23 protein-coding genes and 3 pseudogenes are annotated in these 25,360 nt (G+C 34.6%); 6 read left to right on the top strand and 20 right to left on the bottom strand.

What is annotated here, in order from left to right:
* The 5 genes and pseudogenes from B5D12_RS10505 to istB all read left to right on the top strand — a co-directional run.
* Positions 1 to 495, top strand: a pseudogene (locus B5D12_RS10505) (hypothetical protein); the annotation flags it as partial.
* Positions 496 to 557: 62 nt separating this feature from the next.
* On the top strand, positions 558 to 926 hold the full coding sequence (locus B5D12_RS08990) for a transposase (protein ID WP_268762623.1): 369 nt from the start codon (positions 558 to 560) through the stop codon (positions 924 to 926).
* Positions 923 to 1,144 carry a transposase gene (locus tag B5D12_RS10105; RefSeq protein WP_143412085.1) on the top strand — a complete coding sequence of 74 codons (222 nt, stop codon included), beginning with the start codon at positions 923 to 925 and terminating at the stop codon, positions 1,142 to 1,144. Before B5D12_RS08990 ends, B5D12_RS10105 begins: the two co-directional genes overlap by 4 nt.
* An 82-nt stretch (positions 1,145 to 1,226) precedes the next feature.
* Positions 1,227 to 2,786, top strand: a complete 1,560-nt coding sequence (istA, locus tag B5D12_RS08995) for an IS21 family transposase (RefSeq protein WP_078756510.1) — start codon at positions 1,227 to 1,229, stop codon at positions 2,784 to 2,786.
* Positions 2,783 to 3,529 (top strand): IS21-like element helper ATPase IstB, encoded by a 747-nt coding sequence (gene istB, locus B5D12_RS09000; protein WP_327077594.1) that lies wholly within the window; start codon positions 2,783 to 2,785, stop codon positions 3,527 to 3,529. The genes istA and istB overlap by 4 nt, the downstream gene beginning before the upstream one ends.
* A 411-nt stretch (positions 3,530 to 3,940) precedes the next feature.
* Here the strand turns inward: istB and B5D12_RS09005 are convergent, their stop codons facing one another.
* The 20 genes and pseudogenes from B5D12_RS09005 to opp3b all read right to left on the bottom strand — a co-directional run bounded on the left by B5D12_RS09005 (position 3,941) and on the right by opp3b (position 24,167).
* Complete coding sequence (locus tag B5D12_RS09005) at positions 3,941 to 4,246, bottom strand: serine O-acetyltransferase (protein ID WP_143412087.1); 306 nt, start codon at positions 4,244 to 4,246, stop codon at positions 3,941 to 3,943.
* A 299-nt stretch (positions 4,247 to 4,545) separates the two neighbouring features.
* Entirely contained in the window at positions 4,546 to 5,457 is a 912-nt protein-coding gene (locus tag B5D12_RS09010) for an ATP-grasp fold amidoligase family protein (RefSeq protein WP_078756513.1), read from the bottom strand.
* A gap of 39 nt (positions 5,458 to 5,496) precedes the next feature.
* Positions 5,497 to 6,531 (bottom strand): CapA family protein, encoded by a 1,035-nt coding sequence (locus B5D12_RS09015; RefSeq protein WP_078756514.1) that lies wholly within the window; start codon positions 6,529 to 6,531, stop codon positions 5,497 to 5,499.
* 2 nt (positions 6,532 to 6,533) lie between these two features.
* On the bottom strand, positions 6,534 to 7,790 hold the full coding sequence (locus tag B5D12_RS09020) for an oligosaccharide flippase family protein (RefSeq protein WP_078756515.1): 1,257 nt from the start codon (positions 7,788 to 7,790) through the stop codon (positions 6,534 to 6,536).
* Positions 7,791 to 7,816: 26 nt separating this feature from the next.
* Positions 7,817 to 9,004, bottom strand: a complete 1,188-nt coding sequence (locus B5D12_RS09025; RefSeq protein ID WP_078756516.1) for a glycosyltransferase — start codon at positions 9,002 to 9,004, stop codon at positions 7,817 to 7,819.
* A 13-nt stretch (positions 9,005 to 9,017) separates the two neighbouring features.
* On the bottom strand, positions 9,018 to 10,316 hold the full coding sequence (locus B5D12_RS09030; RefSeq protein ID WP_200803022.1) for an O-antigen polymerase: 1,299 nt from the start codon (positions 10,314 to 10,316) through the stop codon (positions 9,018 to 9,020).
* Positions 10,317 to 10,354: 38 nt separating this feature from the next.
* Positions 10,355 to 11,530, bottom strand: coding sequence for a glycosyltransferase (locus B5D12_RS09035; RefSeq protein ID WP_078756517.1), 1,176 nt, complete (start codon positions 11,528 to 11,530; stop codon positions 10,355 to 10,357).
* Between the two features lie 3 nt (positions 11,531 to 11,533).
* Entirely contained in the window at positions 11,534 to 12,106 is a 573-nt protein-coding gene (locus B5D12_RS09040) for an acyltransferase (RefSeq protein ID WP_078756518.1), read from the bottom strand.
* Between the two features lie 4 nt (positions 12,107 to 12,110).
* Positions 12,111 to 13,223 (bottom strand): glycosyltransferase family 4 protein, encoded by a 1,113-nt coding sequence (locus tag B5D12_RS09045; RefSeq protein WP_078756519.1) that lies wholly within the window; start codon positions 13,221 to 13,223, stop codon positions 12,111 to 12,113.
* On the bottom strand, positions 13,220 to 13,858 hold the full coding sequence (locus B5D12_RS09050; RefSeq protein WP_078756520.1) for a sugar transferase: 639 nt from the start codon (positions 13,856 to 13,858) through the stop codon (positions 13,220 to 13,222). The genes B5D12_RS09045 and B5D12_RS09050 overlap by 4 nt, the downstream gene beginning before the upstream one ends.
* A gap of 250 nt (positions 13,859 to 14,108) precedes the next feature.
* Positions 14,109 to 14,984 (bottom strand): annotated as a pseudogene (locus B5D12_RS09055) (DegT/DnrJ/EryC1/StrS family aminotransferase); the annotation flags it as partial.
* Positions 14,984 to 16,762 (bottom strand): polysaccharide biosynthesis protein, encoded by a 1,779-nt coding sequence (locus B5D12_RS09060; protein WP_078756529.1) that lies wholly within the window; start codon positions 16,760 to 16,762, stop codon positions 14,984 to 14,986. The pseudogene B5D12_RS09055 and the gene B5D12_RS09060, both read right to left, overlap by 1 nt.
* A gap of 107 nt (positions 16,763 to 16,869) precedes the next feature.
* Positions 16,870 to 17,697, bottom strand: coding sequence for an LCP family protein (locus tag B5D12_RS09065; RefSeq protein WP_078756521.1), 828 nt, complete (start codon positions 17,695 to 17,697; stop codon positions 16,870 to 16,872).
* Positions 17,698 to 17,720: 23 nt separating this feature from the next.
* Entirely contained in the window at positions 17,721 to 18,485 is a 765-nt protein-coding gene (locus tag B5D12_RS09070; RefSeq protein ID WP_078756522.1) for a tyrosine-protein phosphatase, read from the bottom strand.
* A gap of 2 nt (positions 18,486 to 18,487) precedes the next feature.
* Positions 18,488 to 19,222 carry a CpsD/CapB family tyrosine-protein kinase gene (locus B5D12_RS09075; protein ID WP_078756523.1) on the bottom strand — a complete coding sequence of 245 codons (735 nt, stop codon included), beginning with the start codon at positions 19,220 to 19,222 and terminating at the stop codon, positions 18,488 to 18,490.
* A 7-nt stretch (positions 19,223 to 19,229) separates the two neighbouring features.
* Complete coding sequence (locus B5D12_RS09080; protein ID WP_078756524.1) at positions 19,230 to 19,958, bottom strand: YveK family protein; 729 nt, start codon at positions 19,956 to 19,958, stop codon at positions 19,230 to 19,232.
* Positions 19,959 to 20,218: 260 nt separating this feature from the next.
* Entirely contained in the window at positions 20,219 to 21,103 is an 885-nt protein-coding gene (locus B5D12_RS09085) for an ABC transporter ATP-binding protein (protein WP_078756525.1), read from the bottom strand.
* Positions 21,100 to 22,152 carry an ABC transporter ATP-binding protein gene (locus B5D12_RS09090; protein ID WP_078756526.1) on the bottom strand — a complete coding sequence of 351 codons (1,053 nt, stop codon included), beginning with the start codon at positions 22,150 to 22,152 and terminating at the stop codon, positions 21,100 to 21,102. The genes B5D12_RS09085 and B5D12_RS09090 overlap by 4 nt, the downstream gene beginning before the upstream one ends.
* A 9-nt stretch (positions 22,153 to 22,161) precedes the next feature.
* A complete protein-coding gene (locus tag B5D12_RS09095) occupies positions 22,162 to 23,229 on the bottom strand; it encodes an ABC transporter permease (protein WP_078756527.1) in 1,068 nt (355 codons plus the stop codon).
* A complete protein-coding gene (gene opp3b / locus B5D12_RS09100; RefSeq protein ID WP_078756528.1) occupies positions 23,229 to 24,167 on the bottom strand; it encodes an oligopeptide ABC transporter permease in 939 nt (312 codons plus the stop codon). Before opp3b ends, B5D12_RS09095 begins: the two co-directional genes overlap by 1 nt.
* A gap of 850 nt (positions 24,168 to 25,017) precedes the next feature.
* On the opposite strand from opp3b, the pseudogene B5D12_RS09105 reads away from it, so the two are divergent.
* Positions 25,018 to 25,360, top strand: a pseudogene (locus B5D12_RS09105) (RNA-guided endonuclease TnpB family protein); the annotation flags it as partial.

The following is a 25,360-nucleotide window of genomic DNA, read 5'->3' on the forward strand; positions in this document are numbered from 1 at the left end:
TACAAGACAGTATCTGCCACGCTTTCTTATGACCCAGTGGCTTGCCCCTGCTGTCATCAAAAAAATATTAATAACTCTATTTTGAAGCATGGCTTTAAGCAAGTAAAAGTGAAATATGCTTGTTCTCTTTCCTGTCCTAAATTAAGTCCACTAAAAAAACAACGTTTTATATGTAAAGCTTGTAAGAAAACCTTTATGGCACAAACGAATTTAGTAGAGCCAAATTGTCAGATTTCTAACTTACAAAAACAACTCGTAAAAGAACAATTGAGACTCGTACAATCTGCTTCACTGATTGCTCATAATACCTATGTGTCGATTAGTACGGTCGTTAGAGTATTAGATTCCTTGGAAAAACAGATGAAACCTCAAACTAATATACTGCCAACCACTTTATCCTTTGACGAACTACGTACAACGAAATCATGTAAAGGTGGTTTGTCTTTTATTTTATGCCAATGTTTCTACTCACCAAGTATTAGATTTATTAGATAGTCGTCAACAAGCAGATATAAAAAAGCATTTTTTCCGGTTCCCATTGGACGCACGTCGTCAAGTTGAATGGGATTACGATGGATAGGAACCTTCCCTTTATCAGCATTATCAAGACACTGTTTCGATGTGCTAAAATTGTGATTGACCGGTTCTATATCATTCAGTTACTCAATAGAGCCCTTAATAAACTAAGAATTCAAGTGATGAATCAATATAAAAAGGTTACATCGAAATGTGATTATAATAAGCTGAAAAATTTATGGAAATTAATCCTTAAAAACCGAGAAGATCTAGATTTTGAGAATTATCAAACCCATCGCCTGTTCGATGGGTTAGTGACTGAAAAAATGATGGTAGACTATCTACTTTCGCTTGATAAGGGACTAAAAAATGCCAATGAAAAAACAAATGATTTCAAATATGCATTATGACACACGATATCGAATTGCTCCATTATGACCTTCAAGTAATAAAAAAATATTCCTATCGTCAAGTGATTCGTACAGCGTTTAATACGATTACTCACTATCAAGAGTATATCACTAATGCTTTAACCGTCACTTTGTCAAATGGGTACTTAGAAGCAACAAATAATATAATCAAAACAATTGTGACTGCTAAACTGTATTATGCAGTTACTGCTAGATAATAATGTGCACTTTTATCCCATACTTTCGTTCTATTTGATAAACTAGAAGAGTTAGTTTTTCAAATGGAAGGAGAAGAAAAAGGTGGATTTTAGTAAAGTGAATAGAATTGCAAAAGTACATCATTACAAAAAAAAAGGATTTTCAAATGCAAAAATAAGTCGAATGCTTGGTATACATCGAAATACCGTTAGGAGTGATTTAGAAAAAAGACCAGATGAAGCAATCGCTTGGGTGGAAAACCTTAATACTCGGTCAAAAAAGCTTGATCCCTTTAAAGAGACAATTTTAAATTGGCTAAATGATGAGCCGGAGCTTTCCGCGGCTCAAGTCGAAGATTGGTTAGATGAACAGTTCAGTTACACCGAAGCAGCTCCAAGCACGATCCGTTCATACGTAAAAGAGCTCAGGGAAACCTACGGTATTCCAAAGGTTTTGACCTATCGAAATTACGAAGCGGTGCCTGAATTACCACCCGGCAAGCAAATACAGGTGGACTTTGGGGAAATAACAGTAAAACGAGGCTTAACTGATAGTCGAGTAAAGCTTTATTGTATTGGCTTTGTTCTTTCCCACTCCCGTTATAAATACGCTGAGTGGCAAGAGAAGCCCTTTACGACAAACGACGTGATTCGGGCACATGAGAATGCTTTTGACTACTTCGGAGGACGAACAGAAGAAATCGTGTATGATCAGGATAAGCTGATGATTGTCAGTGAAAATCATGGAGATATTTTATTTACTAAACAGTTTCAGGCTTATGTACTGGAAAGACAGTTTATTGTTCATGTCTGTCGTGCCGCTGATCCAGAATCTAAAGGAAAAGTCGAAGCCGTCATTAAATTCGTAAAGTACAACTTCGCCCGTGGTCGTCGCTTCTATTCCATTGAGTCATGGCAGGAGCAATGTGAGTCCTGGTTAACTCGCAGAGGCAATTATAAAAAACATGAAAAAATAAAAAAGAGACCGATAGACGTGTTCACTCTGGAAAAGTCACACCTCATCTCGATCTCTGATAAACCTATTCTCTCGAATAATGAAAGTATAACAAAGACCGTTCTGAAAGACAATACGATTCAATTTAAGTCTAATTACTACTCGGTTCCAATCGGAACCTATCGACCAAGAAAAACAACTAAAGTCCGTGTAGTAATAAGCAATAATCGTTTGTCTGTGTTCGAACTGAAAAGCAGTCATCAACTCGCCGATCATCCCCTGGCTAAAGGGAAAGGCAAGCTGACTAAAGACCCTAATCATGGACGAGAAGCAGAAAGAAAACAGAAACTTGAGCAGCATATTAGTAAGGTACTTAGTCATTTCCATAATAAAGAGGAAGCGACCATTTTTATCAACCAGCTCAAAATTAGGTATCCAAGGCATATGAGAGATCAGTTACGTGTTATAGAAACCGTTATAGAACAAAATAATAACGTACTAGACAAGGCGTTGAATGAATGTATCATATTAAATTTATTCAGTGCAAATTTCTTAAGAGATGTGGCTAGCGAATTAGCTCGTCGGCAACTTCAGACAAATCTCCACGATATAGAGAGTGATAGTTTGTCCGAAAGGTATCAATCGATTACCGCTGTAGAACGTTCTGTTGAGTCATATCTACAAGTGTTAGGAGGGAAAGAATCATAGGTACTACAGAAAGCCTTCAATCTCAATTCAAACAGTTCCGCATGACAGAAACGGCTCAGGCTCTCCCAGGTTTTCTGCGTGAAGCAGAACAGCAATCTTGGACTTATCAAGAGCTACTTGTGGCACTATGTAATCACGAAGAACATCGTCGAGAAGAAAAGACACGACAGAAGTATTTAAAATGGGCACAGTTTCCTTTTGAAAAGTCCTTGGACGACTTCGATACTATCGAATCAATGTCACTCAGTAAACGACAAATCGATCAACTTCGAGAATACGATTGGTTAGACCAACTTTTCAATCTCGTTCTCTTAGGTCCACCTGGAGTGGGAAAAACACATATAGCCATTGGTTTAGGGTTGGAAGCCATTGAGCGAGGTAAACAAGTCGCTTTTGTATCAATGGGTGAGTTGATTTCTTTGCTCAAAACCGAAGGTTATGTTCGAAAGTCGGCAATTCGCCTCAAACGTGTGAGACAAGCTGACTTAGTCATTCTTGATGATATGATGTTCATGGCTATGGAGACAAACGAAGCGAATCTCTTTTTCCAGTTGATTAGCGATTTATACGAGAAGAGTTCAATCATTTTAACATCTAATAAAGGCCCTGACAGCTGGGGTAAGATGCTTGGAGATCAAGGAATCGCAACAGCGATTCTTGATCGGCTTCTTCATAGATGTGAAGTCATCCATATGAATGGCGAGAGTCATCGAATGAAATATCGAGAAACAATTTTTGAATAAAAAAGTGCACAAAGTTATCTAGCAAAAAGTGCACAATTGTCCTTGACAGTTACAAACAATCAAACGAACAGGACATGGATACACAAATTTTAGACATTTACGGTTTAGAGCACGATACATCTTACTAAGTAAAGATTGGACGAAAAAGGGATAACGACCGTTATATTTTTCTCAAGAAGAAAAATTACAAAACAATAAAGTCGCATAGATAAATAAAAAAATAGCCGTTCAATTTTTTGCATATTGAACGACTAAAAATTCCGTGACCCACACTAGTTGTCAAAGAGCCAGTTTACGCAACTCTCGATTAGAAATCTTGTTATAGGATCTTGCAGATGCCTTAAAGCCAACAAGTTACTTTTTAACTTTTTTATACTTCTTGAAAACCGCCCCACATTAACATCCCTCATCTTATTTTTTCTGATTCTTCGACCATGCGACTCTTCCGTTATCACTTATTTTCTTTGCAGGAACACCAGCAATTGCTATGTTTTCTTCAAGAAATGTTTTATTAACAACTGCATTGGCACCTATGGCAATATTCTTTGCAATCTTAATTGGACCTAAAACAACTGCCCCAACTCCAATTACAATTCCATCTTCTAGTACTGGTGCACCATTATCAGGTCCTCCTGCGACAATACTTGTATTAATATGGATAGAAATATTTTTTCCGGCCTTCACTTTCCCATTTACTAATATTGGACCTAAATGCATTATCTTTAGCCCACATCCAAAAGAATTTGTAGGTATATGCAACATATGTTTGTTCTGAAATCTTTTTAAAAGTATTTTATAAATTAGTCCCATTATTGTATTTTTTGTATTAATGTAATACTCTGTTTTTCTTAAGAGTATATTATGCCTCCACAAATAATCACTTTCAGTGATTAATATAAAAGGATTTCTAGTATTTCTTCGTTTATACTTTTTAGATTCAATTAAAAGAAACTAATTAAGATCCTTTCTAGATTGAATTTCACCCTTTGGATACCCGTTTTCATATTCTAATTCCATCAGTTCCTCCTATCTGGCAAATCAAGCAATTGTCCTAACTTGTAATCCCACTCATCTGGAGTAAACTTGCCCATTCCACTTAACGGAAAAAAAGTCAACTCACCAAATATAATTTCATCTTGAACGTAGTAAAAATCAACTCGAACAAATGGGAAATCACCAGCTAGCTCTTTTGCAAGTTCAATCATTTCCTCATACTTCCCAGGCTTATTAAATCTCTTGTCAGACATAGGAAGGTCTCTAAGTCCATTAAAGGGCATATGGTTCCATTCTATATCATAAAAATCAATTGTTTCATTTTCTCCTCTACCACGAATTACTTGGCAGTAGATTGGTTCCCCATTAAAGCAGAAGAACTTATAATCTATAAGATTGTTTTGATTTCCTCCTTCAGAAAGATACTTTTCACATATAATTCTGGGTTTAATATCTTTATAAACCCATTCACGATTTTGCCAAAAGTAATTTTTCTTTAACCAACGGTCCATTTCTTGCTTTGCTTCGATCTCATTAAGGTCTTCTTTGTTTCTGCAAATAATATTAAACCCAGATCCATGAGTCCCTTTGAGTACAAATTGATTTGGAAGACTTTCAAATGGTATATCCTTCGTTGAATCATAAATATCTATGATTTCATTGAGATATCTGTCTCCGATTTTATCTGTAACATATTCTCTTACTGAATACTTATCAGCACATTTAGTTGCAAGCGGATCATACCAGTTTAATTTTAGCCATTGTAGTTTGTCAGTAAATCTTTCAGGTGTCTCAAGATTTACATTTCTACCTAGTCTTTTATAATAAACTATTTTAATTCGACTTTTGTCATTAAAAAGATATCTATAATACATTTCTCTTATCTTATCTTTTACACTAGTAATTGATTTTTGTATATACATACTATTATACATAGGAATATTCACCTCACTCTACTATCTTTGTTATTCTTTCTATCTATTAATGAATTGCTTTATTTTTTTCTTAACATATAATAACGAATTGAATTTTTTAACCTTTAAATAGTTCAGTATACTATTAAATCTACCCATATAAAGTGAAGGTTTTCTCGTCGATGTTCTGTTATTTGCAAAAAATCTATTATAGTTCATCATAGGAATATCAGAAATATCTTCAAGTTCGAATGGTTCGCAAATTATAGTTTGAGAGTTTTCTGAGCAAAAATAAATATTCTCAATTAGATCATTTTCTACATCCCAGCATACACCAAGACCATATCTGCTAAAAATACTTGCTGTTCTATTATTTTTATTTTGATTAAAAAGTTCTCTTCTACTTCCAAAATAAAAATTGCCAAGCCCATAAAAAATGCTCCTACCTTTATATAATTCATATGCCTGTACTATATGAGCATGATGGCCTATGATGATATCTGCACCAATATCTACTAAATTGTGAGCTAATCTACGATGAACGGGTAAGGGATACAACTCGTATTCATAACCCCAATGAAGATTTACAATGCTGTAGTCAACTTCATTTCGCATCTCTTCAATTTGTTTACTTAATTTTTTATTTGATAGAGGAGCAACTCCAGCTTTATTACGTTTTGAATAAACACACATCTCCACATCCCAGCCTGCACCAATAAATCCAATTTTTTTCCCATTTAAAGTAATAACCTTATGTTGTTGTGCCTCATCAGTATTCATACCAGCACCGAAATAAGTAATATTGTTATTTTTTAGAGCTTTAATAAGATTATTTAATCCTTCTGGTCCCCAGTCAAGAATATGATTGTTTGCTAAATTTACCGCTACAACATTTAATTTTTTCAAAACATCTACTACTAAATTTGAATTCGCTAGATTAATCCATTTTTTTAACTGTTCGTTGCTTTTTAATGGAGCTTCAAGATTAACAACTGTATAGTACTCATTTTGTTTGATGAACTCACTTAACTTTTCTATATCATCATTTATAGTATTGTAGTCGTAGAGTAAATCACCTAAAAATAGTATCTTCATATCTACTGATCCTCCACATTTAATATTTTCAATATTCTCTTCTCACAATAATACACAGAAAATAAGAATGTTATTATTAAAGATAGTGTCGTTGCTATAGCCGGCCCAATAAGACCAAATAATTTAATAAACACTATGTCTAAAAATAAATTTAATATTGATCTAACAATATTGATATACTGAAGAACTTTGTGCTTGTTATTTGTATTATAATACAACGTATAAAATACTGCTAAATATCTAAACATACTTCCTATCATCAATACATTAAAAATCGCAACTGATTGAATATACCTATCCCCATACAGTGTTGTAATTATCGGTTTTGAAAAAATCATAACAAGTATATGTGCTAGGGTACTTAATCCAAAAATAAAGAAGCGCTCTTTGTAGAAGAACCGTTTGATCTTGTCGCTTTCATTATTTATAAAATACTGTGAAACGCTCCCTGCATAATAACTACTTATAACAAATGCAAAATTTGCTACTGAATTAAAGAGCTTATATGCAGCATTATAAATACCTACATCTTCTGTTGTCATGAAATGCTTAATGACAGCGGTATCTCCAAAGTTAATCAAATAAAGGCCTGAAAATCCAAAAAGTTGCCATAATGAGAAATTCAAGATTTCCTTGAACCAATCTTTGTCGAATTCAAACTTACCAATATCATTTTTATTAATTCCAAATATATAGAAAAGGACTGTTGCGTGGCTAACAATGTTCAATAAGATCAAAGTCTTTGCATCAAATGTAAAGATAAAAATCATTACTATGTAAATAACTTTTGCAGTTATTGAAAGAATACTAGATAATAACTGCTTCTTAACGGCTAAAAAGTATTGACTTAAATAGTCCTCAGCTACACTTATGTAGAGCCATATCAAGATTAACAATGCTACATCCAAGCCAATATAGTCATTAATTTGATTTCTAAACAAAGCGAATAGAATTGTAGTTAGCACAAGACTAACAGCTATAATAATATTCCTAGCCCAAAAGGTTTTATTGATTGAACCTGTCTTGGCTTTCTCTCGACTTCCATAGTAAAGAATTGAGGATGAACTCCAACTAAATCCAAAAGTGGTTATCAAGCCTACGAACATTAGTGCGACAGAAAATACCCCAAAATCATTTACAGTTAACTTTCTTACGATGAATATGTTGGTTATTAATCCTAAAACCATTATTAGGACTTTTAACAAAAAGAATATAATAAAATTACGTCTATTATTAATAAAGCTCATTATCTTCTGCATTTAAAATTTCCCCTTAAAGTGTTTTATTAAATCACACTTTCCCACTCTTTAATAATCTTACTGATCTCAAAATCTTTGATTCTCTCTTGAGATTGATTTGAAAAGTGATTCCAAAGTTTTTCATCTTTCAATAACGAGAGTATTGAATCTGCTATTTTTAATTCTTCTATCGATATTGCATCTTTCGAATTGTATTTTGAACCATCACATACAGGCGTAAGAATACCATATCTTTTTTTATCTATTTGATAGTCTATATTTTCATTATCGAATTCTGTAGGAGCTAGTATCTCTCTTGGGCCTGACTTACAGTCACTAGATATAACCGGCACACCACATGCCATTGCCTCAGCTAATGCATTTGGAAACCCTTCGTGAAATGATGACATTGCAAATACCTTTGATCTAACTATGTACTTAAATGGATTTTTTTGAAAACCTAAAAAGTGAACATCATCAATAATATTTAGATCTGATGCTAATTTATTTAAGTAAGACTCAAGGTCGCCTTCCCCTAATATGACTAACTTAGCATTTGGAATTGCTTCTTTTACTTTCGAAAATGCTCTAATAAGATGCCAATGGCCTTTTTGCTTGTTAAGACGCCCCACTGTTATAATGACTGGATGGTTAAATATTCCACTGTATTTGTCTTCAATTTCTTCTTTCGCCATTTCTCTTATGCCCTGAAGGTCATACGAATTGTATATTACTTTGATTTTATCTGCATTAACATTATAATTATCAATTAAATCACGTTTAATTTCTTCAGACACAGCAATAATGAGATCTGCTTTAGGATAAAGATATTTAATGGTTGAATTCCATAGTTTAGATTTGAACCCATTATTATGCTTCGTAGACATATGGTTCCTAACTGAAACTATAGATCTTCCACTTCTAGAAGTTAAAGTATTAATCAAGTTGGGATATTCTAAAAAACTGATCGTCGTTGCATGACTGTCCAATCTCTTGATTTTTTGGACAGTTATTATTCTAGAGAGCACAACTTTCAATTTACTTAAAATATTCGAATGACTATCTTTGTCAAGATAAATGAGTTCTCCCTCATAAGGATAGTCAATTTTTGATTTTTCTCCAAACATTAGTATTATCTTTTTGATATCTTTATTTAAGTTTAATGAAAGATTGGAAACTACTCTCTCAGCACCACCTGTAGAGAGCGTTCCAATAAAAAAATTTACTTTTCTCATGATATTAACCTCTTTACTTGTTATTTGATTGTAAGAAACTTTTTTTATTTTTCTTTAAATTTACTTTGTTAAAGAAGACCAATATTAGCCAAATAATAAAATAATTACGCCATGACCCAAAATGATTCATAAAAGAAAACATTAGTATGAATAAACAAAGGACATTAATTATCGGGTTCTTACTTCGCTCTGATATTTTAATAAATTTATTTATAAGTGCTAAAGAAAATGGTATTCCAAACCAACCTAGATTAGATAGCGCTTCTCCAAAAATACTTGTTTGAAAATTCCAGCTTATCAAAGTTCCAGGTTGATATCCAAGTGCTGCTGCTGTAACGTAAGTATCATACGGATAAGGTTTGTTTTGCCATAAACTTCTAGGAATATAAAAAATAATATTAAACAAATAGCTTTGCCCCCAATAATCAAGCACCTTATATTGTTCTGGGTTTAGTAATGCGTAGATAGAAAATTTAACATCGACATCTCTAAAAAAATATAGTCTTAAATTATCTATGGTAGTGACATTAGCAGTGTGTTTATCGATTAAAAAAGCATATCCCAAAAAGAAAATAATGATAAATAGTCCGCTAAACACTATTCTTTTTAGGGGGAATCTACCTTTAGGAGATTTTAAAATATCTACCGCTAAAATTTCAAATATAATAAAAGCTAACAATGTTCTTTTCCCATTTAATATTCCAGTGATAATGGCCGCAAAATATATTAAAAAATTATTGAATTTAGTATTCTTGCTAAACAACTTAGTCATTAAAATAGATAATAATGAGACAATTTCGCCTATTCTCATAATATTTCTATGGTACCATAATTCAGGGTTTGTCGCTAAATCTCTGAATTTTTGAAAATATGCATACTCAAATAAATATTTCTCAGGTGATGGAGCTATTAATGCAAGCATAAATGGAAGAAACATTAAAATTACACCTATTACATATAATTCTCTCTTTACTCTAAGATTTAGTATTGTTGACCTTATATCTTCAATTATAATTCCTTTGCTTCTATTCTTTTTCCCTGAAATGTAAAATATTATTGGTGTTATTATTACGAACAAGCTATATATAACATTTGTTTTACTATCATTTAAAGCCATATGGAACCCTGGAGATTTATAGCTATAATCTTGAATTCCAAAAAACCATTCTAGAACTATTGGGAAGACAAATACCGCCTGAAAAATCAGCAAAGCTATATATGCAATTCTTAAGTTGTATTTAATCTTTTTAAATGTTCTAAAAAATAATATTGCATTGATAAATACTGCAATAATTTGAAATAATATACTCATTGTCTGCCTTCTTTCAACGATATCAATGTGCATTTAAATTAATCTAACAAAGGCTTAGATTTCTTGAAATCCTCAAAAAACTCTCTTCTTCTCTCTTCAATTATTCCTTTGTCATACTTCTTTGACTCTTCATAATTCCTTGTAGCTTGCTTAGTCATGGTTTCTTTATCAAAAGACTTTAGTATTTCACAAATCTCATCTATATTCTTTCTTGTATTGCTAAAAATAAATTTATCATCTAAAAGCTCGGGTATACCTGCAGTCCTAGCCCCAAAAGCTGGAACTGCTCTGCTCATTGCTTCTACCAATGCACGTGGTAAACCTTCTTGTCTACTTGGTTGTACATATAAATCTATAGAATCTAGCCATTCGAAAACCTTGTTATGTGGCATCGTTCCAAGAAATCTAATTTGATCACTGACACCATGCTTTTCAGCGATTTTTTTTAAATACTCTTGATTACCACCACCAACTAAGTGATATTGATAGTTTGTAATACCTTCAGATTTAAGTTTACCTAACGCTTTAATAACATATTGTTGTCCTTTATGCTTAACATCAATTGCTGCGGTTGTACCAATAATAATAGGTTCTTGTGTCGTTTTGTTTTCAATACGCTCCATCCTTTTTCTCAAGACATCTTCATTAAATTCTTGTAAAGCCACGTTAGAGCAGTTTGTATTCATTCCCTTTGTTGGATACCTTTTTTGTAAAAATTTCTCTGTTACATATACAGTAAACTTAGATTCTTCTACAAGTTGTTTCATTTTGTAATATGAGAATGGTGCAACAACTTTTCCTTTTAAACTATGGTTCCATAGAGCATCCCAAGGGCATGCAACCACTTCAATTAAATAAGGTATATTATTCTTCTTGGCAATTTCAATTGCAATATTCCCAATTGAACTAGGTAATCTAGCAATAATTGCATCAGAATTTATCACTTCTCTTTCAATAATACTTTTTGCTTCTGTAATTTTCACATAATTTATTAGTGACTTAAAGTTAGGTACAGGAGTAAAGTCAACATTATCGGTAGAAGCTACGGTTAGTTTTTCATTGAAATACTTTAATGCTACTTGCCTACTAACAATTTGCACTTCATCAAAAACACTAGTATACCTTTCTATCATCTCTTTCGAAAGACCACCAGTACTATACATAACATCATCAAATCTATAAAAAATATGATCATGCGCGAATAATAGTCTCATATATTATTTCCTTTCCTTAATTAATTTTGCAGGAATGCCTCCCATAATAGACTTTGCTTTAACTCGATTTTTAACAACTGCCCCTGCCGCAATGATGCTACCAGATTCTATATAAGTACCAGCTAAAAGGCGACATCCCGCACCTATCCATACATTATCTTCGATGGCTGTTTTCTTATAATCACACCCTTGGTCTTTTATATTCATATTTAGATCTGTATACTTATGTTCTTCTGACAATATTGTTGAGTTATGTGCGATTGATACATCATTTCCGATTATAATTCCACCAGCTGCATCGATATAACATAACGGATGTATACTCACGTTATCTCCAATTTCAAGATTATGAATTTTAAGTAAATATACATTTGAAAAAATAGCAACGTTATTTCCACAACTTTTGGCACAGTTCTTTAGACAAATAAATCTAATGAACATAGCAATATAATTATCATGGCTTCTAATTAGTTTGAACAACCTTAAATAAAAACCCTTTGGAAGTGCTTTTGAAATTTTTACAATGACACTTATAATTTTTGCATGTTTCTCAATTATATCTCTTTTTCTATTCATAATATTAACCCTCTAAGTATCTTATTTCTTCTAAATATCTTCCAATAACTATTTGTCTATCAAATTCTCTCTCAACCTTAGCTCTGCCAGTTAATCCCATTCTGACTTTTTCCTCAAAGCTTAAATCCAAGAATTTCTTTACTTTATCCGTTAAATCTTCTGCGTTACCTGTTTCAAACAAGTATCCGGTCACTCCATCATCAATAACATCTTTAGACCCATTGATATTTGAAGCAATACATACTCTTCCCATAGCAGCGGATTCAAGGAGTACATTGGGCACGCCTTCTCCACCATGAGACGGGAGAACTGTACAATGACACCTTTCTATCCAAGACTTAATATCTTTTTGAAAGCCTATGTATTTTATAATTCCTTTTGAATCATGTTCATCTATAATAGGCTTGTACTTTTCTTCCTCAATAAAACCCGCAATATAAAAGTTCGTGTTTGGATATTCAGCTTTTACTACTTTTGCTGTTTCTAAATACTGATCTATACCTTTTAGCGCCATAACTCTTCCCATAAAAATGAAGTTTGTCTCTTTATCTGAGGGTAATTCGCTTACCTGGAACTGTTCTAAATTAACGCCAGATCCCGGAAGCATGGCATAGTTATCTTTAACCATGTTGTTCTTGACAAATAGGTCCTTATCTCCGCTGTTTTGAAAAAACACCTTATATGATTTTTTAATTGACATTTTATATAGAAGCTTTGCAACTTCACTAACAAAATTTCTTTTCAAGAAAGTACCACCAGTACCAGTGACGTTGTTAACCTGCTTGTTCTTAGTAATATTAGATGCTACGGACCCATAAATATTCGGTTTAATGGTATAAGAGAATACAATATCCGGATTAACTTCTTTCATGATCCTTGTATATGTCATAATTAAAACAATGTCTCTTAAGGGATTAATTCCTCTTCGATCAACAGGCGTCTCAATGATTTTGCATCCCATATCCTTAAAGAATTTATTATCATCTGACTTTGGCATGGAGATGTAGACTTCATGTCCTTCATCATTTAGTCTTTTAATTAGTTCTTTTCTAAAGTTATATAAGGTTATAAAATGATTCGACAGAATTAAAATTCTCTTTTTATTAAGGTTACTCATTTCGTAACTGTCTCCTCTGCTTTATTATTCTCAGTCATAGCCTTAACCCCAGTCCCACCTTCAACAACACCATCACTTCTTAACACACTAAATATCGTCCCAAAGAAGCATCTGACATCCATCAGAAGTCCAATCTTCTCAACATACTCTCCATCAAGTCTTGCCTTCACATCAATCTCAAGTTCATCTCTACCATTAATCTGCGCCCATCCAGTAAGTCCAACTGGCACGTCATTTGCATCGTACTTGTCTCTTTCTTCAATCAAATCATACTGATTCCAAAGAGCAGGCCGAGGTCCGATGATGCTCATTTCACCCTTGAAGATATTGATGATTTGTGGAAGCTCATCTAAGCTCGTCCGTCTTAAGAACTTACCAACCTTAGTAATCCATTGATCCGGATTCTCCAATAGATGTGTGGGGGTGTCCTTTGGCGTATCTATTCTCATAGTTCTAAACTTCAATATATGAAAATGACTCTTATGGATCCCGACTCTCTTCTGTTTAAAGAGAACAGGTCCAGGGGAGTCAACCTTGATTGCTATAATGAGTACTAAAAAAACAGGAGATAATATGATAAGTCCAAGTGTAGAAAGTATGATATCTATTAATCTTTTGATTTTTAAATAAGCCATGATAGTTCCTCCTGCTTGGGTTATGTATGTTTGTGGTGTATAGGACACCTCTAATTTCTTAATTTATGTATAAAACCAGTTCAAAATCTATATATTGTATATGAAATGTATTTCAGTCCCATTTTATGCTGTATCTTATGTTTATCCTTTCACCATACTCACGTCGCGCCCGATTATGGTGAAAGGATGTGTTTTATGCAACATATGGTAGTCAAATATTTTTGACCCACTACATCTTGTGGTTTTGTATTATGGCTCTTAACCAATAATTTGCATGTTTTCCTTCTTTTTCAGTTATGAAGGATATTTCTTTTATTTCACTTAACCCCTCTTGGTATGCTTTAAAAATTTCCCACTTCTTATTAACATGATCTGATAGTACTTTTAATTGTCCTCTACCAATACCAGCAGCTAACACATTACTCAATCTATAATTATAACCAACTTCTCTATGTTCATAATGTCTAAAAGTCTCACGAGATTTAGTTGACCAAAAACGCGCCTTATCAATTCCAACTTTATTATTTGAAACCAACATACCTCCACCAGAGGTGATAATTATTTTATTACCGTTAAATGAAAAGATACCATAATCACCAAATGTACCTGTCCATTGACCATCCACTGTTGAACCTAAACTTTCGGCTGCATCTTCTATTAATGGTGTATTATATTTATCACAAATCGCTCTTATTTTCTTAATTTCAGCTGGAAGTCCATATAAATGAACGACAATAACGGCTTTTGGCTTATATTTGGTAAAAGCTTCTTCTAGGGCTTCTGGATCCATATTCCAGGTTCCAGGAGCTGATTAAATAAAGACTGGTGTCGCATTTTGATAGATAATTGGGTTGGCTGATGCCGAGAAGGTTAATGATTGACAGAATACAATATCATCTTAGCCAACGTTTAAAGTTTTTAAAGCTAAATGAATCGCAGCAGTATCAGAAGATAGAGCCAAAGCATGACCACCATTCGTCATTTCTACTAATTCTTCTCCAAATCCATTCACATTAGCTCCTAATAGAGCAATCCATTTAGTATCAAAAGCCTCTTTAATATATTCTTGTTCGTAACCCACGTCACTCATATGGGGTGATGATAAAAAGATTCTTTCATTCATTATTAATTCTCCCCCTCATGTGAATTCGCAAAGTTGACAATTGTTTCTTTTAGTTTTTGTGGATCATCTTTTTGTAATTCCTTAATAAATGTTTCTATCTCAGATAAAGGTCTTCTAGCCACATTTCCGACAAAGATTTTACCTTCAATTTGACGATCGCCTTTTTCACCATCTAAAAGAATCTCTTCAAATAATTTTTCTCCTGGTCTAATACCTGATTCGACAATTTCGATTTCATTTTCTGAATAGCCACTTAATAAGATTAATTTTTTAGCTAAATCGACAATTTTAACCGGTTCTCCCATATCTAGCACAAATACTTCTCCACTTTGTGCAAATGCCCCCGCATGAATAACTAACTTACTTGCTTCTGGAATGGTCATAAAGTAACGTGTCATTCTAAAGTCGGTAACGGTAACCGGTCCACCTTCTGCAATTTGTTTGATGAACACGGGAATCACACTTCCACGACTACCTAATACATTACCAAAACGTACCGCACAGAAGATTGAATCGCTTTGTTGGGCAATCCCAGTAATAATCAATTCCGCTACCCGTTTTGAAGCACCCATCACATTCGGTGGATTGACCGCTTTATCGGTTGAAATCATCACCATTTTCTTGACACCAGTCTCATGAACTGCGGTCGCTACATTATAAGTCCCTAAAATATTATTCTTATAAGATTCAATTGGATTCATCTCCATTAATGGAACATGCTTATGAGCGGCTGCATGGTAGACGATATCTGGTTGTTCATCGCGCATAATTTGGAGTAATCGCTCTTTATCTTGAATATCCGCAATCACCGGCACATATTGAATCATCTTTTGTTGTTTCAACATCTCATGGTAAATTAAGTAAATCGAGTTTTCGCCATGACCTAATAATAAAATTTTACGGGGATTAAATCTTGAAACTTGACGGACAATCTCCGAACCAATCGAACCACCGGCACCAGTCACCAGAATCGTTTTATTTTCTAATTCCTTACGTAATAAAGTCTCATCTAATTTTACTTCTTCACGGCCTAGTAAGTCGGTAATCTCCACTTTAGGTAAATTTTGATTCGCACGAATTACCCCTTGAATAACATCTTCTACTTTCGGCATCTTATAGACTTTTAAACCTACACGATTACATTCGGTTAAAATTTCTTCATATGCTTTAGAACTCAATGAAGGGATCGCAATGATCACTTCTTCTGCCCCTTGTGCTTTTAGTTCAGGCAATTTATCCAAATTCCCTAATACGGTTACGCCTCCGATAGCTTGTCCATGTTTCGATTTATCCGAATCTAATACCGCCAAGACTTCGATATTACCTGGGTTCCTTCTGTAGGAATCCAGAAAGTAGGAACCACCATCACCTGCTCCCATGACAATAACCTTTCGTGTTTTAGGTTTTGACATTATTTCAGCCTTATTCTGACCAAAGTATAATTGTTGCCATAGGACTCTGATGGCTAAAGTAAGCACCGCTGCAATAATCATCGATAATAAAGTGAATCGGATGGAAAACCATTGAAAACTAACAACAATCACAATACTCGTTAATAATTGAGCCACACACGTTAATAAAAAGATACTAAATAAATCATTAATATTTAAATAACGGTTAATTTGACCCAATATTTTCGTTTGATGCCCAATAATGGCAAATAACAAAAAGCTCAAGATAGTATAAGAGATTAATAATAAATTGCTAGGTTTAATAATGTTCCATAAAATAATCATTGAAACGATTGTGCCTAAAATAAAGGCCAATAAGTCTCCCAACATCCAAATGGCTAATCGTTGATTTCTTGATAGTCTCCCCACTATAGTTATCAATAGATTATCATGGTTGCGTTTTTCTTCCACTTTCTCATCTCCCAATTAATATAGAATTATTGCTCATTCAGCTCATTTTGTATGGCGTATTTTACATCTTCTAATACTTCCGCATCTGGTACTTCATAATAAATATTCTCAATCATTTGTGGATAACCACTGATTTGATAAGTCGTCACATTATCAACAGAATCATTAAACTCTTTATACAATCCCATCAATGTTATCAAATCAAAATCTGTTTTAATGTTTTCATTCAATGAATAGAAAATGTTTTTTAAATTAAAAATATTCTTATTGTTGCTTATTTGATGAATGACAGCTGTTACCAATTGTCTTTGTCTTTCTTGACGTCCGTAATCGCCACCGGAAGTATAGCGTTCTCGAACATAAGCTAGGGCCATCTCCCCATCTAAGGTAATGGCTTGTCCTTCTACAAAATGATAACCACTAATGCTAAAGGTACTCGGTGGAATGACTTCTACGCCATCTACTTGATCAATTAATTCAGATAGGCCTGCCATATTGACCAATATATAATGATCAATTGGTATGCCTAAGAATTGTTCAACCGTTGCGCGTGACATCTCAATTCCACCAAAGGCATAGGCATGGTTGATTTTATCCATCATGCCTTGACCCACTATTTCAACATAGGTATCGCGGGGGATACTGGTTAAGGTAATATGGTTAGTATTGGGATTTAGAGTCATGACCATCATCACATCACTACGTCCTACCTCAGTACGACCTAAAGAGCCGCTGTCGATGCCTAATAATAGCACGGACATCGGCTCTTGAGTTTCGGTGGCATATACGGTCTGATTGTTTAAAGAAACAATACAAATTAATACAACTAATAGATTAATCAATCGTTTGTTCATCTAATCACTTCATTTCTGATCTTTTAAAATAAGCCAAAGCGCTTTTTCTTTTTCGGGCGCATCGTTACAATATCATCACCATTAAAAACAGCAGCCGCATTGTGTTTAAAATATTCGGCTAATCGTGAGTCATAATCAAGTTCTACTTGCTCATAAGCTTTCTGCATATTAAAGGGACGATATTCTAAATGATGAGCATCTGAAGAGATGATATGAATTAAATTATGTTCTATCATCTCTTGACTAATTTTGCGTAACTTTTCTCCATAAAAGCCAATATACGAATGACTGGTTACTTGCGATAAGCAGCCGGCTTCAATAAACTGATACAATAAGCGAATGTCCTTGGCAAAGGCATGATTACGTTCTGGATGCGCAATAACCGGCACCATACCTTGTTGGATCATCTTTTTAATTAAATCTAATGCATAATCAGGAACGCTCTTAGTGGGCATTTCAATTAAGTAATATTTGCCACGCGCATCCAATGATAAATAATCATCCTTATATAAGATATTATCTAATAAATCATGATGAATACGGATTTCTTGGGAAGGATAGACTTTCAGATTAATGCCTGCTCGATCATAGATTTTTTGTAATTCTTCGGTCGCTTTTATGACATCATATTTATGATTAACATATTGGTTATTATAATGATGAGGTGTCAAGATTAAATGCTCGACACCTTCACTCACCGCAACTTGTGCTAATTCAATTGAATTTTCAATATTTTTGGCGCCATCATCTACCCCGGGGAGGAGATGGCTATGAATATCTACTAACATCTTTAGGCCTCTTCTGAGTAACCATAATAAGCATAATAGCCAGCAGAATCTGATATTTCTTTACCATTTAAGACATACCCAAAGATACGAGCATTAACATTATCTAAAGCAGCTTTTGAATTACGTAATTCGTCTTTTGTAACATAGCCTTCACGCACCACTAAGACCACCCCATCCACTTTAGTGGCCATAATTTGGGCATCGGTTACCGCACTAATTGGAGGTGTATCATAAATAATTAAATCAAAATAGCCTTTTAATTCTTCCATAATACTGTTCATCCGTGCTGAAGTTAATAATTCAGCCGGATTTGGTGGAATCGGTCCAGCAGGCATAAAGTAAAGATTTAGATCGGGGCTAAATTGGACTACTTCATTAAACTTCATTTCCGGTTGTGAGATTAAGGTTGATAAGCCTTTTTCATTGTTTAAAGCAAAGGTACGATGGACGGTTGGTTTACGCATATCGGCATCAACCACTAATACTTTTTTCTCGGTTGCCCCCATCACATAAGCTAAGTTAGATGAGATGGTCGACTTACCTTCTGCCGGTATACTTGAAGTCACAATCATCGACTGAACAGGCTTATCAATATTCACAAACTCAATATTAGTACGAATCGTTCTAAATTGTTCCGCATGAATTGATTTTGGATTATTGTAAGCAATTAAAGGGGCACCGAATGATTGTTCTTTTTGTAAGTTTTTTTCTTTTTTTCTACGTTTATTTCCAAACATTATTCAATTACTCCTTTACTCTTCTAGTCCCACGTTGACTTAAGCGGGCATTTTTGGCATCACGACTGGAAATAATATTAATCTCCCCTAAATTAGTTAAGCCTAATTGTTGTAAGAACTCCACATCTTTCACTGTCGTATCAGTCATTTCCGCAATTAATATATAGAGAACACTTAAAGCTAGACCTATTAAAGTTCCAATCGCCAAATAACGAATTGCGCTTGGTGAAACAGGATTGGCATCAAATGAAGCTGGCTGTAAGACATAGATATTCGATATATCGGCTTCATAAATTGATCTCAATGTTTGATCAAATAGCGTGGTAATATGAGCCAATACATTTTGTGCAGCACTTGGATCATCCAAAACTATTTTAACAGTAAACATTTGTGAATTAGTTTGTTGATCTACCGTTACAGCGTCTGTCAATTGTTCTGTAGTATAGACTCCACCCATGTTTTCACTAACTTGTGTTAATAATTGTTGACTACGAATAACATCACGATAAGTATTAATTAACTGAATATTCGACTGAATTTCATTATAGTTAATTGATTGTTGTTCTGTACTTTTTTGATTAACCAATAGTTGTGCTTCTGATTGATATTTTGGTTCCACAAAAAAGTTCATAAATACTAAGGACAAGATTGCCCCAATTAATGTTAATGCAAAGATTGTAAACACATGCTTTTTCACAATGTTAAACAAATCTTTTAGACTAATTTCTTCTTGCATAATGGCCTCCCAAAATCTCTTGCGTGAGATAGTTTTTATCCATTCTATTTTATCGTGTTTAACTAGGATATGCAATAGAATCTAATCTTTTCTTTTAGTTAAAGCGTTTTTCATTGCCTTTTTATTAAAATGATTAACAAAAAACATTAACTTTTATCACGATTTGGACAACAAAAAAACAGCACGGATTGGATAAGAAATAGAAAATCGATTGATTTTCGCTTCCTCTGCCCAGCCTCATGCTGTTTATTTTTTATTATTTATGGCTTTACCCAATGGTTGGGTTTAATTTCAATCATTTCACTTTGTAAATCGATTGTACTTTCATCAAAGATAATACGTTGGCGCTCGCGTTCATAATCAGGATCCGGTAAGGGAATCGCCGATAATAAACTTTGCGTATAAGCGTGTTGAGGGTTGGCATAGAGTTCCTCCGCATCGGCTAATTCAACCAATTTACCGCGATACATCATGCCAATTCGGTCACTAAAGTATTTAACCATTGATAAATCGTGAGCGATAAATAGATAGGTCAAGCCTCTTTCAGCTTGTAATTGCTCTAACAGATTGATAATTTGTGCTTGAATGGATACATCTAAAGCTGATATTGGCTCATCACAGACGATAAATTGTGGTTCGACTGCTAAAGCCCTCGCAATCCCTATCCGTTGACGTTGCCCTCCTGAGAATTCATGAGGATAACGCGTCGCATGGTCAATATTAAGTCCAACTGTTTCTAATAATTGATTCACTCGATCATTGCGCTCTTTCTCATTATGGGCTAGTCCATGAACATCAATCCCTTCAGCAATGATATCACGCACTTTCATGCGTGGATTTAATGAAGCGTAAGGATCTTGGAAAATCATTTGAACTTCTTTATTGAATAAGCGTCTTTGCTTTAATGAGCGACGATCTTGATTACTTTGACCATTAAATAAGATTTCACCTGCGGTCGGTTGATATAAATTGACAATAGCACGACCAATGGTAGATTTACCTGAACCGGATTCACCGACCAAACCAAAGGTTTCGCCTTTATAGATATCAAAGCTAACATCATCGACTGCTTTGACTTCATTAGGAGTTCCTGCATCATAATATTGTTTTAAATGTTTCACTTGGACAAGTGGTTCTTTTTTCATGACTGTCTGCCTCCTTGTTGACATTCGCAGCGATAATGTTCATAACGATCTAAAATATTTTGTGGTGGCATGACCGCGGGCGCTTGAGGATGTAATAGCCAAGTGGCCGCATAATGCGTATCACATACTTGGAACATTGGAGGCTCTTCTTCAAAATCAATTGCTAATGCATACTCATTTCTTAAAGCAAAGGCATCGCCTTTTGGTGGATTCAATAAGTCCGGTGGCGTACCGGGAATCGCATAGAGCTCTCCTTTTTGATCTGGGGTCGGCATCGCACTTAATAAGCCCCAAGTATAGGGATGTTGTGGGTGATAATAAATATCGTCCACGCCCCCTATTTCGACGATTTTACCAGCATACATCACGGCCACCCGGTCTGCCACATTCGCCACCACTCCTAAGTCATGGGTAATAAAAATAATGGACATGTCTTTTTGTCGTTGAATTTCTTCTAATAACTCAATAATTTGCGCTTGAATCGTCACATCTAGTGCAGTCGTCGGTTCATCTGCAATTAAAATCTCAGGGTCGCCCGCTAAAGCAATCGCAATCACAATCCGTTGACGTTGCCCTCCTGAAAATTGATGAGGGTATTGTTTCAATCTAGCTTCAGGGTCGCGAATACCACATAAAGTTAATAAATCAATCGTTTCTTCAATCGCTTCACTTTTAGACATCCCTCTTTGTTTGGTTAAGATTTCCATAATCTGTTGGCCAATAGTTAAGGTCGGATTTAATGAGGTCATCGGGTCTTGGAAGATCATTGCAATTTGCGTTCCACGAATGTCTCGCATTTGACGTTCTTTATATTGTAATAGATTATCACCATTAAATAAGACTTCTCCTGATTTGATGATGGCATTTTTACTTAATAATCCCATAATGGAACGAGTGGTGACCGTCTTACCAGAACCTGATTCACCAACAATCGCTAATGTTTCTCCTTTATGCAAATCGAAGCTCACACCACGAATAGCCTGCACTTCACCGGCAAAGGTTTTAAAACTAATTTGTAAATTCTTAACACTTAAAATTGGTTGATCCATGTTCGTCACCTACTCTTTCATTTTAGGGTCAAAGGCATCCCGCAGCCCATCCGCTAATAAATTAAAGGATAACATCAAGACCGAAATCATCGCCGCAGGATACCACATTAAATGCGGTAAGAAGCGGAAGGTCTTATAGCCATCACTAATTAAGGTTCCTAACGAGGCATCGGGTGCCGGAATACCGATTCCGATAAAGCTTAAAAATGCTTCAAAGAAAATCGCACTTGGTAAAGCAAACATCACTTGCACGATAATAATCCCAATCATATTTGGTAGAATATGTTTTAACATAATTTTAATCGGATGTTGCCCTAATACTTGTGCTGCTAAAACATACTCAGTTTGTTTCAAACGTAAGGTTTGGGCACGGACAACCCGTGACATGGTAATCCAGGATGTTAAAGCAATCGTAATAATAATTGAAATTAAGCCTGGTTTTAAGACTAATAACATTAAGACGACAATGACTAAATTTGGTACCCCTGATAACACTTCTAATAAGCGTTGCATAAAGGTATCGACTTTGCCACCTAACCAACCTGAGGTTAATCCGTAAATAATCCCAAATACTAAGTTAATTAAAGCCGCCACAAAAGCCACTAATAATGAGATACGTGTCCCATATAAAATACGTGACAATAAGTCACGACCTAAAGAGTCTGTTCCTAAATAGTAATAGGTGCCGGCAGGGACATTGGCTTTTTCATAAGTATCGATTAATTTCTTACCACGACTCATTGCTTTACCATCAAACCACGTCGTCCACTCTAATCCGGGAATTTTAGGTGCTAAGTTGGCATGGGCTGGATTTTGAGCATACGGTGAAGCCGGTGCAATCAATGGCGCCAGGATGGCAATGAGCACAATGAATAATACTACAAATAAGGCAACTATCGCCCCTTTATTTTTCTTCAAGCGTCGCCACGAATCTTGTAAGAAGTTCAGAGATGGCGCATGGATTTTTTCGCTTTCTTGTCGTGTTTGACGATGGTCAGGTGTTAATAATTGTTCATCTATCGATAGCTTCGCTAATAATTCTTCATTATATTTTGAATCTAATAAAGCCTTTGCCATTATTTACCCCCTCCCATTCTTAATCTTGGATCAATGATACCGTATAAAATATCGACAATTAAAATCATCACAATTAATATAGTCGAATACATAATCGTAATTCCCATAATCGTTGGATAATCATTGACTAAAATAGATTTAGTAAATTGTTCGCCAATACCAGGGATAGAAAATATTTGTTCAATTACTAATGAACCCGTCATTAAGCCAGCAGTCACTGGTCCTAAAATCGTTAATAAAGGAATTAAAGCATTACGCAAGGCATGTTTTAAGATGATGTAAAATTTAGAAAAACCTTTCGCTTTAGCTAATTCAATATAATCACTATTTAAAACTTCAATCATTTCCGTACGGATAAACCTTGCCGCTTCAGCCATTGGCGAAATCGATAAGGCTAAAGTTGGTAAAATCGTTGACTTAAAGCCTTCACGCCAAAACGCTATCGGTAACACTTCTAACACAACCGCAAAAACAAACTGTAAAATAACAGCGAAAACAAAGTTTGGCACACTTCGTCCAGCAATCGCGAAAATAGACGTAAAGGTATCAATCCAAGTATTTTGTTTAACCGCTGCGATAACACCTAGAAACGTTCCTACAACTGTCCCTAAAACCATCGCTTGTAAGCCTAATTGAATCGAAGGACCAGCCCGATCCGCGATAATCTGGGTCACAGGTAAATTATTAAATTGGAAAGAATAACCAAAGTCTCCCCTTAATATATTACCCAAATATGCCAAATACTGATCAAAAATTGGTTTATTCAACCCATATTTTTCATTCAATAATTCTAATTGTTTTGCAGTCAATAAATCTTGATTAGCAAACGGCGTCCCTGGTAAGAATTGTAATAAGAGAAATGTTGTTGTGATAATAATAAATAAGGTCAATAACATATAAAAAATACGTCTTAACAAATATTTCCCATACGCATTCATTTAGCCACCTCTTTCTTTTAATAAAATTAAACTATTGTTAGTATACATGAAATTCTATACCTTGTTAAATGATTAGTTTCTCAGTTTCAAAACACATAAGCTAAGGAGTGAGCTAGAAGACGACCATCACATGATGAGAGCTTCCTAGGCCCACCCCTTAAGAGTTGCGTTAGTATAATGGGAGTGAATCAGAAGTAGAAAAGGAAATGATTTCCGCTTCGTCTGTTCAATCTCCGTGAGACGTGGTTTGATGTCACTCAACTACTGCACTTTTAATAATCAAGCACTAACTTGACTGAGTTTTTCAAGTTTGTTCTTAGCTACGTTAAGACGCTTTTTGTGGCCACTCAACCTCTCGGATATACTTGTCGATGTTTGGGTAACTTTTAATGGTGAAACCCCATATTCATTAGTATCAATTAGAGATGAGACTTAATGACTTTACACTACTTTGAAGACACTATAATTGATCCGATAATTATATCTTACGGCCACTCCAACATAAGACTATTAAATAAGGAAAGGAATTAAACTAAATTGATTCAACTGATTTTATTGATACGTTAAGGTTGTAAAATCAACACCCGAACCATCAGGATTAACTTCAATATTATCAATTTTATCAGAAATCAATAAAGAGGTATTATTTTGAATTAATGGCACTAGAATTTGACGATCTAATAAATAGTTTTCTGCTTCATTTACAAGCTGTCAGTTAAGGAAACCTAGGTATTAATACCTAGGAGGAATTAGCGAAATAGACAGCTCTTTCTGTTGATTTTACTAGGTTATCGTTAATGTTTTCACTAAAAAGATGGTATAATGTGTTTAAGAAGAAAGAGGTGACAAGATGCAGTTAACGAAAACGATTAAAGTGCAATTATACCCAAGTGCTAGTGATATTGAAAAATTCGAAGAAACCCAACAACAGTTTTTAAACGCTTGTAATTTTGTTTCGACATATATCTTTGACCATGACTTTGAATTAGGTCAAACGACTTTACACAACGCCTTGTATCATCAGATACGTCAGGATTTTGGAATGCAATCGCAAATGGCCCAGTCCGTGATGCGTACGGTAATCGCGAGATATAAGACCGTAAAAACACAGTTTAAACAAAAACCTAAGCGTTATAAAGATATCCATACAGGTAAATATCATACGCTATATAAAGACCTTTACCATTTAACGA

Origin of the sequence: Globicatella sulfidifaciens DSM 15739 (assembly GCF_900167405.1) — a bacterium.
GTDB classification, from domain to species: domain Bacteria; phylum Bacillota; class Bacilli; order Lactobacillales; family Aerococcaceae; genus Globicatella; species Globicatella sulfidifaciens.